This is a genomic window from Escherichia sp. 93.0816 (assembly GCF_013368855.2).
Classification (GTDB): domain Bacteria; phylum Pseudomonadota; class Gammaproteobacteria; order Enterobacterales; family Enterobacteriaceae; genus Escherichia; species Escherichia ruysiae.
On record NZ_JABWNC020000013.1, the window covers coordinates 1 to 12,432 of the forward strand.

14 protein-coding genes are annotated in these 12,432 nt (G+C 41.5%); 2 read left to right on the forward strand and 12 right to left on the reverse strand.

What is annotated here, in order from left to right; genetic code table 11:
* The 9 genes from waaZ to rfaQ form a co-directional block, all read right to left on the reverse strand.
* On the reverse strand, positions 1-773 hold a 773-nt coding region (gene waaZ, locus HEM79_RS14310), incomplete at its 3' end, for a 3-deoxy-D-manno-oct-2-ulosonate III transferase WaaZ (protein WP_183082704.1).
* A gap of 73 nt (positions 774-846) precedes the next feature.
* A complete protein-coding gene (rfaY, locus tag HEM79_RS14315; RefSeq protein ID WP_176241502.1) occupies positions 847-1,545 on the reverse strand; it encodes a lipopolysaccharide core heptose(II) kinase RfaY in 699 nt (232 codons plus the stop codon).
* A gap of 17 nt (positions 1,546-1,562) precedes the next feature.
* The gene (gene rfaJ, locus HEM79_RS14320; RefSeq protein ID WP_176241501.1) at positions 1,563-2,579 is read right to left on the reverse strand and encodes a lipopolysaccharide 1,2-glucosyltransferase RfaJ; all 1,017 of its coding nucleotides are present in this window, start codon (positions 2,577-2,579) and stop codon (positions 1,563-1,565) included.
* A gap of 38 nt (positions 2,580-2,617) precedes the next feature.
* A complete protein-coding gene (waaO, locus tag HEM79_RS14325; protein ID WP_176241506.1) occupies positions 2,618-3,637 on the reverse strand; it encodes a lipopolysaccharide 3-alpha-galactosyltransferase in 1,020 nt (339 codons plus the stop codon).
* Complete coding sequence (gene waaB / locus HEM79_RS14330) at positions 3,637-4,716, reverse strand: lipopolysaccharide 1,6-galactosyltransferase (protein ID WP_176241500.1); 1,080 nt, start codon at positions 4,714-4,716, stop codon at positions 3,637-3,639. Before waaB ends, waaO begins: the two co-directional genes overlap by 1 nt.
* Positions 4,717-4,735: 19 nt before the next feature.
* Positions 4,736-5,716 (reverse strand): glycosyltransferase family 8 protein, encoded by a 981-nt coding sequence (locus HEM79_RS14335; RefSeq protein ID WP_183082705.1) that lies wholly within the window; start codon positions 5,714-5,716, stop codon positions 4,736-4,738.
* 31 nt (positions 5,717-5,747) lie between these two features.
* Positions 5,748-6,545: a lipopolysaccharide core heptose(I) kinase RfaP gene (rfaP, locus tag HEM79_RS14340; protein WP_176241508.1), complete on the reverse strand. Its 798-nt coding sequence runs from the start codon at positions 6,543-6,545 to the stop codon at positions 5,748-5,750.
* The gene (gene rfaG / locus HEM79_RS14345) at positions 6,538-7,662 is read right to left on the reverse strand and encodes a lipopolysaccharide glucosyltransferase I (RefSeq protein ID WP_176241509.1); all 1,125 of its coding nucleotides are present in this window, start codon (positions 7,660-7,662) and stop codon (positions 6,538-6,540) included. Before rfaG ends, rfaP begins: the two co-directional genes overlap by 8 nt.
* Before the next feature lie 2 nt (positions 7,663-7,664).
* Positions 7,665-8,729, reverse strand: coding sequence for a lipopolysaccharide core heptosyltransferase RfaQ (rfaQ, locus tag HEM79_RS14350; protein WP_176241510.1), 1,065 nt, complete (start codon positions 8,727-8,729; stop codon positions 7,665-7,667).
* Between the two features lie 412 nt (positions 8,730-9,141).
* On the opposite strand from rfaQ, the gene waaA reads away from it, so the two are divergent.
* Both waaA and coaD read left to right on the forward strand, forming a co-directional pair.
* Positions 9,142-10,419 (forward strand): lipid IV(A) 3-deoxy-D-manno-octulosonic acid transferase, encoded by a 1,278-nt coding sequence (gene waaA / locus HEM79_RS14355; protein ID WP_000891555.1) that lies wholly within the window; start codon positions 9,142-9,144, stop codon positions 10,417-10,419.
* 7 nt (positions 10,420-10,426) lie between these two features.
* On the forward strand, positions 10,427-10,906 hold the full coding sequence (coaD, locus tag HEM79_RS14360; RefSeq protein WP_001171866.1) for a pantetheine-phosphate adenylyltransferase: 480 nt from the start codon (positions 10,427-10,429) through the stop codon (positions 10,904-10,906).
* A 38-nt stretch (positions 10,907-10,944) separates the two neighbouring features.
* Here the strand turns inward: coaD and mutM are convergent, their stop codons facing one another.
* From mutM to rpmB, 3 genes are all read right to left on the reverse strand, one after another.
* Entirely contained in the window at positions 10,945-11,754 is an 810-nt protein-coding gene (gene mutM, locus HEM79_RS14365) for a bifunctional DNA-formamidopyrimidine glycosylase/DNA-(apurinic or apyrimidinic site) lyase (protein WP_016159945.1), read from the reverse strand.
* A 97-nt stretch (positions 11,755-11,851) separates the two neighbouring features.
* Positions 11,852-12,019, reverse strand: coding sequence for a 50S ribosomal protein L33 (gene rpmG / locus HEM79_RS14370; protein ID WP_001051798.1), 168 nt, complete (start codon positions 12,017-12,019; stop codon positions 11,852-11,854).
* Between the two features lie 20 nt (positions 12,020-12,039).
* Complete coding sequence (gene rpmB, locus HEM79_RS14375; RefSeq protein ID WP_000091955.1) at positions 12,040-12,276, reverse strand: 50S ribosomal protein L28; 237 nt, start codon at positions 12,274-12,276, stop codon at positions 12,040-12,042.
* Between the last annotated feature and the right edge of the window lie 156 nt (positions 12,277-12,432).

The following is a 12,432-nucleotide window of genomic DNA, read 5'->3' on the forward strand; positions in this document are numbered from 1 at the left end:
TCTTGAAGTTTAATAAATGGAATTACATCGTAAGAAATAGCCGTATCATCAGACAAATTATAAATATTAATATCTTTTACATTATCATGCATAAAACGGAAAAATGGCAAGATTTTAAATAAATCCCTACTCAATTCCGAGGGCATAGGATTCTTATTTTCATCATAGAAACGCGAACAGCTACCCGTCAAATCCAGACCTGAACAAATAATCCGCGCATACTTCAGGGAATACGCGATTTGGATTGCAGCAAAGGCAATAGTATGGCATGAGCAATAACCAAGACTAATGTCCTTGCAAAATCCAACCAGACGACCTTTTTTAGACAACGGTACAGAGATTAGCAGTTCTTTGTGAATTTGGCTCAAAATATTAAATTTAATCTTCTTTATAAAACCACCTTTTTCCCGGCGATAAAAAGACCGTAATATAAGACAGTTCTGGAGGATATAAAGTTTATCTGCTTCGGAGGCGTGTTCATAAACGTCAACGTTTACGATAGTATAACGGCTTCTTTGGCTAAAATTGTAAAAATCATCACGGCGCTGATGTAAAAAGCGAACATCTGTAAGTACATAAATAAAGGGGATAATATTATGACTTAACAGATATTGTGCTGAACCATTGACAGCAATAATATCCTGTGCCCGTAATACCGACAAAGGCGTCTTTTGCGATGTGGGACCAGATAGAAAAATAATAACATCATCAGATGTTTTATTTTCAATCAGGTTTTCAACATCCGTTTTGTCAATGTATCGAATATTCTTCATGATAAACCTGTGAAATAAATAACTCCGTATAAAAATGCCTAACGAAGACGCGTAATTGTGGGATATTTCTGCTTTAGCGTGCTGGTTTTCCTTTCAAACGCCGTATAATATTGCGCATTTTTTTACGATAAACTAAAAGATAATAACCAAGATCCTTAATCTCATTTTTAATACCGTAATGACGCTCTAAATCAAGACGGTCTTTCGCTTTCCGCTGCGCTGAAGCACGTTTCCCGGAGAGATCAATAATTCGAACTTCACCATTTTTTATAATGAAGTTACCACGATGAGGATCACCAGAAACCATGCCATGTTGATGCAAGGCATTAATTGATTGCTGAATTTTATTTTTTAGCACATCATCAATATCGGGCATATCACACAACTCTATGCCATCGATATACTCGATAAGCATGATATATGTATGGACAAATCGTAAGGTTTTTCTCTCTGCTAATAAATAAAAATCGTTGAGAGTATGTAAGCCTTCATTTCGCACTTTTTGGGTTTGTTCAAAAAGGCGTTCGTAATAATCACCTTTTAATAGAGATTTAAAAAACCGCTCGTTGCGTTTAATTTTTGGAGAAAATACCTTAAGCACCAACTTACCGTAATCGGTGTCAATAAGCATGACTTTTGTATCATCAATAGAACGAAACACTTTGATGATCTTAATATTATAAGATAAAAAGTCATTTAATACATTGAGGTACTTTGAATTGTTGTCATCAGTAAAAACAACAAAATCTTTAATCTTATTTTTCTGAATCATGATAAGCCAATTAAAGGTTATTTACTGTAATATTTTCGGTAAAGATAACGGACCCCTGCTATAACACCGGTTACGTAATGATGCTGGACTAACAAATGCTTATATCTTTTCTTAAATTCGATAACTGATTTTGCATCTCTGGGAGAATCATTTTTCCATGGCGAATTATCTAACGCTATTTTAAAATATTTTACCGATGGATAAATTGCCCATTTATGCCACGGTTTAGTTGCTCCTGTATAATGGATGAGAAGCGTGTTTTCTGTAATCAACTTTTTATAGTTTTGATGTGTTTTATCTTTTAATTCGCTTTTAATGGTATAAATAGTATTGAATTCACGAGGCAAAAATATTGTCATCCCTTTCAATAAAACATTCATAACATCTTGATCAGGATATTTATAAACATTATCTTTACTCATAAGAATAGATAATGCTTTCTCTGTTAGTTTTGCATTAGCCCATTTCTTTAAGTCTAAATAAACTACTCCTGAATTAAAGTAGTGTCCCCGTAGTTCAGGATCAGACAACCTGGATACCGCTTTTTCCTGCATTGGCTCAACATCTTTAACAACAGCAGCCACCGCTCCGTTTAAATCCAGATGCAGTAGTTGGCTAATATCACCCTTACAAACAACATCCGCATCAAGATAAAGTAAACGATCAAGCGTCAGGCCCAATAATTGAAACGCAAACAAACGAAAGTACATTGCTCTTGACCAGACCTGTGTACAAGGTAAGCACTGAAGCTTATCAGTATTAATTCTATAAAGCGAGATTCTTAATTGGTACTGCCTTGCAAGTTTTTCGACCTTTTGAAAAAAATCATCATTATAAACATCAGCAACAATATAAAAATCAAGATTAATATGTCGATTATTTAGGACAATTGATGTGATAGAAACACCTACACCATCAAGATAATTAGCATCGACACCATAGGCAACATTTAAACATTCAGAAGTATTTTTATTAGTTAGCCTAAAATCCCAGGCTTTAACTTTATCTATCTCTATGGCAGGAAATGAGTCCACAAGGCTACCCTTATATCATTACTTTATAGATTCCCAGTTTAATGCTTTATCTTTTTAATAAAATACAAAAGATAATTGCTAAATCCTTTTAGATATCTATGCTTTTTCAGCATATGTTTTGCGCTATACCTTAATTGATTGCTATTGTTTGGTTTCAGCAACGCCGTATTCTTCCATGGCGAAGCATTTTTTGCCTCCATAAAGGCTTGTGATACAGGATAATCCCAGGCCCAATCATGCCAGGGCTTGGTCGGACCAATATAATGGATAAAAATAGTATCGCTGGTTACTGGATTTTTAAAACTTTCTTTGAGCTGATAATTTAAACTAAACTGGGTATTGTATTTTATATCAGCAAAAATAAGTTTATCTGCCAGTAGCATATTTAATACATCCTGATCAGGATGTGTTATTTTTTTTACTATTTCCGGATCATTTAACATTGCAATGGCTCGTGCAGAAACCTGCTCAACTGCCCATTGGTTAGTATTGATCAATAAAAAACCGGAGTTAAAATAACCTTTAGCAATCCCCACAACACCTAACGAGTGTGCACGTTTTTCCCACCAGTCATTTTGTCCTTCGGTAACAACCATTGCGACTGTATGATCAGGAAACGTGAAATTAATAAGTGGTTCTATAGTTCCCTGACAAATGATATCTGCATCCAGATATAGAACTTTAGGTGTTTTATTGATAAAGTAATCTGCAATAACAAAACGAAAATAAATTGCATGAGTCCAGTTCTTGGTACTTGGCAATGAACGGAGCCGATCGCCATTAATTAAATATACCTTAATCCTGGTTTTATATTGCTGAGCCAGAGCAGCAAAATATTTCTGTTCATCTTCACAAAAATAATCAGTGAAAATATGGAAACATAATCGATTTCCTTCATTATATTTTAATATTGAAGCAATCGAAATTCCGCAACCAAAAAGAAAATTTTTGTCAGTTCCATAAGCAATATCCAGACAAAGATTTTCTGTTTCCACTTTATAATTGTAATCAATAACTGAATTGAGAAACTCAGTCTCCTGGAAAAAAACCTGCTGCATCATTCCCTCCGGGAAATAACAGAAATAATTATATTTTGTAATCTGTCGTAATATTTCTGCTGGTAAAACTTATCAATCGATGCCGGAATTTTTTCATGTGCGATGTGAATTTCGCCGGCTATGTATTTATTGAGAAGAGCGACAAAACCGGTTATATCCCCCGGTTGATACAAATGACCATTAATATCAGGCTGGATGATGTCAGCAGGCCCGGAGATACAATCTGCACTGATACAAGGAATCCCCCACGATAAGGCTTCAAGTAGAGTCATAGGGAAACCTTCAAAAGATGACGTGAGTAATAACGCACTCACTTTTTTAATATCTTGCTGAACTAATTCCCAGGGATGTTGTTGCCAACCATACCAGACAATTCGATCATCAATATTTAACTCTCTACCATAAGCCTGGCATTTTTCGAAATCGGAACCATCTCCCAATACATGAAGTTTCCAGTCACCTTGCACTTGTGATAAGCCATCAAGCAGATCTTTTACGCGCTTTTGACCTTCGAATTTCATGCGCCCGACATAAATGAAGGTTGCCGTTTCACCTTCCTCGGGTGCGGGAATGACGGAATCTTTCGCTTCGACAGGGTTAAAAATAACGTTTATCGTCGAATCTGGTACACCCCGGTTAATCATTTGTTGTTTAATACCGGAGCTGATTGCTAAATGATAGTCGGCACAGGTGATATATTCAGCATGTTTTTTATGATCTAAAGAAAAATGCGGCCATGAAAATACAGGTACATCAACTCCAGATTTTTTACGAGCTTTTGCCGCATACAAACATGAGATCACATCAATACAAATAACAACATCTGGCTGATAATCCTGAAGCCATTTGCTTAAAGCATGAATATGCTTCGCCCGGCGTAAAAAACCTAAGCGAATGTTGGAAAATGAACACGAGTACTTAATACCTTCCAGCCATCCCTTATCCATTTTGTCGTTACGGCAAAAGAAAAACATTTCACTTTGGATATTTTGTTGTCTGAAGGTGGTAATAACATCTCGAATGACTGTTTCCATACCGCCAAATCCTGAAACAGCTTCGCCGATAAACGCTATTTTCATAATTATATTAATTTTCCATCTAAATTTTCACACCGAATAATTTAGCGCGAAGATAATGGTAATAGTAAGAAATGGCTTTGCTATATTTCCCTTCGGCCCAATATACTTTAGCTTTTAACCTAATATCACTTGATGATGGTGCTAACATCCTTTTATGATATTTCCACGGTGAATTATAAAAATAATGTTCAAAGTTTTTGGCTCTAAATATTTTATACCATGGTTTATTTTGAGTGACATAATGCATTATGATTGTGTTGGATAAGTTTTTTTGTTCTTGATCACATATTACTGATAATGTTGTTTTATTATTATATTTTTTATCGATGTAATATAAGCGTTTATTGAGCAAAATATTTAACACATCCTGGTCTGCGTACCTATATACCTTCCCATTGTTGATCATCTCCAGCGCCTTTTGTGTTATATTTTCTTTTTTCCACGCGCTGATATTAATAAGCATAACTCCAGCATTAAAATAATTTATAAAATCAATACCATAGTCTAATTTTTTCACACGATCTTGCATATCTGGTGAGTCAGAGATGACACATGCTATATAATCTTTTAAATCGTAATCAACGAGTTCATATAAAGAACCATTACATATAATATCACAATCAAGGTAAAGTATATTTGTTATTTTATCATCAACAACTTCTGGAATTAAAAAACGCAAACATGTTGATAAAGGAATTCCCAGAATCAGAGTGTCCGGATTAATATCAAATTTATCTGTCACATGATATATTGATATTGCCGTATTTGGTCCCTCTAGCTCTGAAAATATTGAGCATTCGCTTTCGCTTATTCCTGAAACAAGAAGGTGAAAATGAAGATTAATATTAGTATTATTTGAAATAATTGAATATAATGCAACGCCCGCCGGCATTATGAAACCATAGTCAAAGCATAATGCGATATGCAAATGTTTAACATTCGATATTTCGTGTCGAAATAAATCTTGTTTCTTAGCAACGAAGCTTCTAAGATTTAACAATTTTTAAACCCTTATTATAAGCAATGAATATTTAAAGCTTTTTCCTTAATGTTCTTTCTTTTATTTTTTGTGCCTTAACTTCTGCTTTTTTAATCAAGTTAACTTCCTGTAATAAAACTTCGCGTAAAGGCATCCCAAAATACACCTTCATAAATCGCCATATATCTCTTTGCGTCAGGCCAATATTCATCGATGAAAAATATAGACCAATCAAATCTTTATCCCGCCAACGACGTGGTACTTTTGCCCGTATCTGCGCACGATGCAGGTCTATTACTGAAATTTTTAATTCATCTTCCCGGCCAGTGAACGGTAAATGAAGCAAAAAGTGGCAGATATAACAATCACGGTGATTTATTCCTGCTGCATGCATTTTACGCACCATGGTTGCCACTCGTGTAATCAGCATACGCTTAACACGTATATCAGGAGGATTAATTGCCCAATCTGCACAATAATCTTCAAGGCTAATCGTAGGAGTGAGATCTTCGGTAATAATAAATGATGTGCGGGTTAATGGATTTAACCCTTTTTCACCAAACCCTATGCCGTGCATCGTATCAACACCGACATCATGCAGTCGATGAATAGCGTACCACTCTCTGTCTGCGCCTAAAACGGGCATACGCAATGAGAGCAGGTTTTTTATAATTTCTTTTAAGGTCGTACCTTTGTGCCATTTAAGGAAATAGCTTTTCCCAGCCAGTTCAAAGCGTAATGTTCGACGTGTCTCGAGTTCGCGAAAGACTTCGCCATTCAGTTTTTTAACTTCTGTAAAAGCATCTTTACCACGCCAAAGTGTGGCAAGCGGCTCTTTTAATTCAACCATCTAAACCACCTGTAATGATATCTGCGGCTTTCTCTGGCAGGCTGTACAAATCCTGAGTATCTGCATAATGGCGAGCATTCTCCGCCCAGGCCATTCGTAGCGAATACTGTGTTAACGCTTTGCGTAAGATCGCATTTAATTCTTCCTGACGGAATGGTTCCGCGATAACTGCTCCACAATTAGCATCTGCAATATAATGCGCGTATCCACATACTGCGGTTGTCAAAACAGGTAATCCAGCGGTGATCGCTTCAAGGAGAACAATACCTGCAGCTTCCTGGTAAGCGGGATGTAGTAAGAGATCTGCCGCTGCCATTAATTCAGACACGTCATTCCTCCCGGAAAAGAAATGCACGTTGCTACGTACCCCAAGTTTTTCTGCCAGCACTTCAAATTTGCGTGGTTTATCCTGACCAACGACAAACAAAAGCGTATTGTGGCGTAATGATTCCGGTAACGATGCCAAAGCCTTAATTGAGCGATCCACACCTTTACGACCGAAATCTGACCCAACCTGTAGCAATAAGTTTTGTTGTTCGGTTATGCCATTTTTCTGACGATATATTTCACGACTGTTTGGGATTTGCTCGCTGTATTTCCTGTCCGGATAGATGCCCGGCGGAAGAATTTGAAAACGTTCTGGTTCAGTCTGGTAATGCTTCTGGAAATCAGCGATTTGCTTATCGGTCAGCATCATGAGTTTCGTCGATTTACCATGTTCGAAAGTCGCTCGCTCAAATGCAGCATAATGGCGATAGCGTGATGTTAAACGATAGAAAAATCCCTTTTCTTGCGCCACTTTCTCGGCATAACAGACATCGGCGGCAAAATAGACATCCAGCCCAGGCATCTTATTAAACCCAACGACACGATCAGCAGGATGTACCTTCAGATGGTTTTGAACCCAGGCATAATATTCTGCATTACGTCCATGGTTAGTATGGGATTTAACCGGTACGCGAATAAGCTCAAATGCTTCCGGGCAATCGCCTTCCCACGACTGTGTATATACCCGAACATGGTGGCCCCGTGCGGCAACTGTTGACGCAATACGCATAAAGTCACGCTGTAGACCACCAAATGGAAAATATTTATATAAACAAAACGCCACGATCATAATTATGCATTCCTGTTAGCTGAAGGAGCATCTTCTGGCAACAGCTTTTCCGTAGCGGCAATGACATCTTCCGCTGGAATAACAGAAAGATATTTTTTGTTGCGGTCAAGTTCGTGCCGGGTAGGCATTTGTTGATAATTACCCGCCCAGAATTGAATAATATTATCGGTCCATGGACGCCAGAATACATGATCAGTGGCCCCAAATAGGCTAATAACTGGCGTCTTCACCGCCGCCGCAATATGCCCTGGCGCAGAATCCACACCAATAAAGAGTACGGCATGATCAATTAACGCACCCAGTTCAGGAAACTGTGTTTTACCTGCAAGGCCAGTGATAGGTTTTGTTTGGCAGCCTTGCGCTATTTCATCTACACAGGCGAGATCATCTGCCGAAGGCCCACAGGTCAGCACAACCTGATAACCGCGCCGTTGCAAAGCATCGATAACCATAGAAAACTTATCGTTATCCCAGCACTTAAATATCTGACGAGCTGTCGGTTGGATGACGACATAATGATCTTTCACGCCCAGAGCATCTAATTCCTGCCGCATTTTCTTCCAGCAATCCTCGGCGTAACTCATTGTTGTGTCGGTGTAGAAATCGGTAATACCTAATGGCTCAAGGACCGATAAATTACGCTCAACAATATGTGTACCGTGTATTGGCGCTAAGTGTGTAAAGCTTTTTTTCCAAATACTATGCTGCCGATGACCATAAAGTTGCGATATTTTCATACATGCAGGTAAACAACGTACCAGCAGTGCTACCATCCATTGATCCGTAAGATTAATGACCAGGTCATAATTATTCGCACGCAGAGTTTTTATCAACGAAAGCACATTTTTAATTTTATCGAATGTTCCCGCACCTTTATTGCTTATACCGTAGAGTGCATTAATTTCTGGGTTTTCAGATAAAATCGGAATTGTATCCTGGTAAAGCAGCATATCGATTTTTGCAGCGGGATAATTCTGCTTGAGTGTACTGATTACAGGAGTAGTTAATAACATATCTCCGTGATATCGCATCTTTATGACCAGGATATTTCGAAATGGCTTTTCCACTAGCGACTCTTTTGTATGATTGTCTGGTTAAGTTAAGCAGAAAAAAAGCACGCTACCGCCCCAGGCTCAACAGCTACCTGAATACTGATAACGCACTTACTTTGGCGTGCTAGTGTATCATTTCTTTCGCAGCAATCCGACCCGAATGTTTTTTATACACAAAATAGTTTTTAATCATAAAAATCATACAGATAAAAAACAATATACAGATAATTCTTGTACGAACGATGCCTATATAGAGTTGCAAATTGGGTCGAGTTTCAATGAATCGCATAAAAATACAAAAAAACTGAAGATGTCGCGGCAGATCAGACCAAACAGAAGCTATTTAAGTCAAAAACGGGAAAAGTAATGGTAAAGCCCCAGCTAAATACATAGAATCCCCAGCACATCCATAAGTCAGCTATTTATTATGCTCGAATTGCTTTACACCGCCCTTCTCTACCTTATTCAGCCGTTGATCTGGATACGGCTCTGGGTGCGCGGACGTAAGGCTCCGGCCTATCGAAAACGCTGGGGTGAACGTTACGGTTTTTACCGCCATCCGCTGAAACCAGGCGGCATTATGCTGCACTCCGTCTCCGTCGGTGAAACCCTGGCGGCGATCCCGTTGGTGCGCGCGCTGCGTCATCGCTACCCTGATTTGCCGATTACTGTTACAACCATGACGCCAACCGGTTCGGAGCGCGTACAATCGGCGTTTGGGAAGGATGTTCAGCACGTTTATCTGCCTTACGATCTGCCCGATGCGCTTAACCGTTTCCTCAATAAAGTCGACCCTAAACTGGTGTTGATTATGGAAACCGAGCTATGGCCTAACCTGATTGCGGCGCTACATAAACGTAAAATTCCGCTGGTTATCGCCAACGCGCGACTTTCTGCGCGCTCTGCGGCAGGTTACGCAAAGCTAGGCAAATTCGTTCGTCGCTTACTGCGTCGTATTACGCTGATTGCCGCCCAAAATGAAGAAGATGGCGCGCGTTTTGTGGCGCTGGGCGCAAAAAACAATCAGGTTACCGTTACCGGTAGCCTGAAATTCGATATCTCTGTAACGCCACAACTGGCTGCTAAAGCAGTAACGCTGCGCCGCCAGTGGGCACCGCATCGCCCGGTATGGATTGCCACCAGTACTCATGATGGTGAAGAAAGCGTGGTGATTGCTGCACATCAGGCGCTGTTAAAGCAGTTCCCGAATTTATTGCTCATTCTTGTTCCACGCCATCCGGAACGCTTCCCGGATGCGATTAACCTGGTCCGCCAGGCTGGACTAAGCTATATCACACGCTCTTCCGGAGAAATCCCTTCCGCCAGTACACAAGTGGTAGTTGGCGATACGATGGGCGAGTTGATGTTGCTGTATGGCATTGCCGATCTCGCTTTTGTTGGCGGTTCATTGGTCGAACGCGGTGGGCATAATCCGCTGGAAGCCGCTGCACACGCCATTCCGGTACTGATGGGGCCGCATACCTTTAACTTTAAAGACATTTGCGCACGGCTGGAGCAGGCAAGCGGGCTGATTACCGTCACTGATGCCGCGTCGCTGGAAAAAGAGATTTCCTCTTTACTCACCGACGCCGATTACCGTAGTTTTTATGGCCGTCATGCCGTTGAAGTGCTGTATCAAAACCAGGGCGCGCTGCAGCGTCTGCTTCAACTGCTGGAACCTTACCTGCCACCGAAAACGCATTGAGGTTGTTATGCAAAAACGGGCGATTTATCCGGGTACTTTCGATCCCATTACTAATGGTCATATCGATATCGTGACGCGCGCCACGCAGATGTTCGATCACGTTATTCTGGCGATTGCCGCCAGCCCCAGTAAAAAACCGATGTTTACCCTGGAAGAGCGCGTGGCGCTGGCACAGCAGGCAACCGCGCATTTGGGAAACGTTGAAGTGGTCGGGTTTAGTGATTTGATGGCCAACTTCGCGCGTAATCAACACGCTACGGTGCTAATTCGTGGCCTGCGCGCAGTTGCAGATTTTGAATATGAAATGCAGCTGGCGCATATGAATCGCCACTTAATGCCGGAACTGGAAAGTGTCTTTTTGATGCCTTCAAAAGAGTGGTCGTTTATCTCTTCATCCCTGGTTAAAGAGGTGGCGCGCCATCAGGGCGATGTCACCCATTTCCTGCCGGAGAATGTCCATCAGGCATTGATGGCAAAATTAGCGTAACTTTTATGCCGGATGGTATACCATCCGGCTCGCATGAATTACTTCTGGCACTGCCGGCAATAAAACGTCGCCCGTTGCGCATGTTTAGTCGCCACAATCGGCGTGCCACACACCCGACACGCCTCGCCTTTTCGCCCGTAAACCTGCAATTCCTGAGCGAAATAACCCGGTTTACCGTCACTTTGTAGAAAATCTTTCAGAGTTGTACCGCCCTGCTCAATCGAACGCAGCAACACCGCTTTAATCACCCGAGCTAACAATTCGCACTCCGCCAACGACAGTGATGACGCCAGCCGATCCGGATGGATCCCCGCCGCAAACAGTGATTCGCTGGCATAGATATTCCCCACGCCCACCACCAGCTTGTTATCCATCAGCCAGGGCTTAATCGCCGTTTTTTTCTTCGCGCACTTCTGATGCAGGTACTCACCGTTGAAATCGTCGCTAAGCGGCTCAGGCCCAAGATGGGCCAGCACATTGTGCCCCTCCAGCTCTTTGGTCCACAGCCAGGCACCAAAGCGGCGCGGATCGGTATAGCGCAGCACTTTGCCGTTGCTCATCACCAAATCAACATGGTCATGCTTTTCAGGGGGAAGTTCTTCTGGAAGGATACGCAGGCTGCCAGACATACCCAGATGAATGATAATCCAGCCCTCTGGCAGCTCCAGCAGCAGATATTTAGCCCGGCGCTGCACGCTAAGCACTGGTTGGTCGCTTAAACGGTAGATTTCTTCCGAAACCGGCCAGCGCAAGCGTCCGTTGCGCACCACCGCATGAAGAATAGTCGCACCAACGAGATGCGGTTCGATGCCGCGTCGGCTGGTTTCAACTTCTGGTAATTCAGGCATAGCATCTCCGGGAATGAACAGATGCAGTCAATATGGGGGCAAACAGATAACAAAAAACCCCGCCGGAGCGAGGTTTTTCGTTACATTAAAGCAAGAATTATTTAATTTTCGCTTCTTTGTAGATCACGTGCTGGCGAACAACTGGATCGAATTTCTTCAGTTCCAGTTTTTCCGGCTTAGTACGTTTGTTCTTCGTAGTGGTATAGAAGTGACCAGTACCAGCAGAAGAAACCAGCTTGATTTTCTCACGAATACCTTTAGCCATGATTTATTTCCTCTAAGTACTTAGTACTTTTCGCCACGGGCACGCAGTTCAGCCAGAACTGTATCGATGCCTTTTTTATCGATTACACGCATACCTTTAGCAGATACGCGCAGGGTGACAAAACGCTTTTCGCTCTCAACCCAGAAACGGTGAGAGTGCAGGTTCGGCAGGAAACGGCGTTTAGTCGCGTTCAGTGCGTGGGAACGGTTGTTACCGGTCACCGGACGCTTGCCAGTAACTTGGCAGACTCGGGACATGTCTATTCTCCAAAAATCAAATTAGCTCGAGCTTCGTATGGGGTATTGGCGCCTCGTCAGGCTTTACAGCCCGGTCATCGCAGTTCTATGTGAACTCTCGATTGCCAGGCCCAAATGCCAAACCCGAGATTCTCAAAGGTGGCGTAGTATACGCTG

Bases quoted from the DNA above. Each gene is read 5' to 3' on its own strand.
- coaD (WP_001171866.1), top strand. From the start codon at position 10,427: ATGCAAAAACGGGCGATTTATCCGGGTACTTTCGATCCCATTACTAAT.
- rfaP (WP_176241508.1), bottom strand. From the start codon at position 6,545: ATGGTTGAATTAAAAGAGCCGCTTGCCACACTTTGGCGTGGTAAAGAT.
- rpmB (WP_000091955.1), bottom strand. From the start codon at position 12,276: ATGTCCCGAGTCTGCCAAGTTACTGGCAAGCGTCCGGTGACCGGTAAC.
- rfaY (WP_176241502.1), bottom strand. From the start codon at position 1,545: ATGATTCAGAAAAATAAGATTAAAGATTTTGTTGTTTTTACTGATGAC.
- rpmG (WP_001051798.1), bottom strand. From the start codon at position 12,019: ATGGCTAAAGGTATTCGTGAGAAAATCAAGCTGGTTTCTTCTGCTGGT.
- waaB (WP_176241500.1), bottom strand. From the start codon at position 4,716: ATGAAAATAGCGTTTATCGGCGAAGCTGTTTCAGGATTTGGCGGTATG.
- mutM (WP_016159945.1), bottom strand. From the start codon at position 11,754: ATGCCTGAATTACCAGAAGTTGAAACCAGCCGACGCGGCATCGAACCG.
- rfaG (WP_176241509.1), bottom strand. From the start codon at position 7,662: ATGATCGTGGCGTTTTGTTTATATAAATATTTTCCATTTGGTGGTCTA.
- waaA (WP_000891555.1), top strand. From the start codon at position 9,142: ATGCTCGAATTGCTTTACACCGCCCTTCTCTACCTTATTCAGCCGTTG.
- waaO (WP_176241506.1), bottom strand. From the start codon at position 3,637: ATGCAGCAGGTTTTTTTCCAGGAGACTGAGTTTCTCAATTCAGTTATT.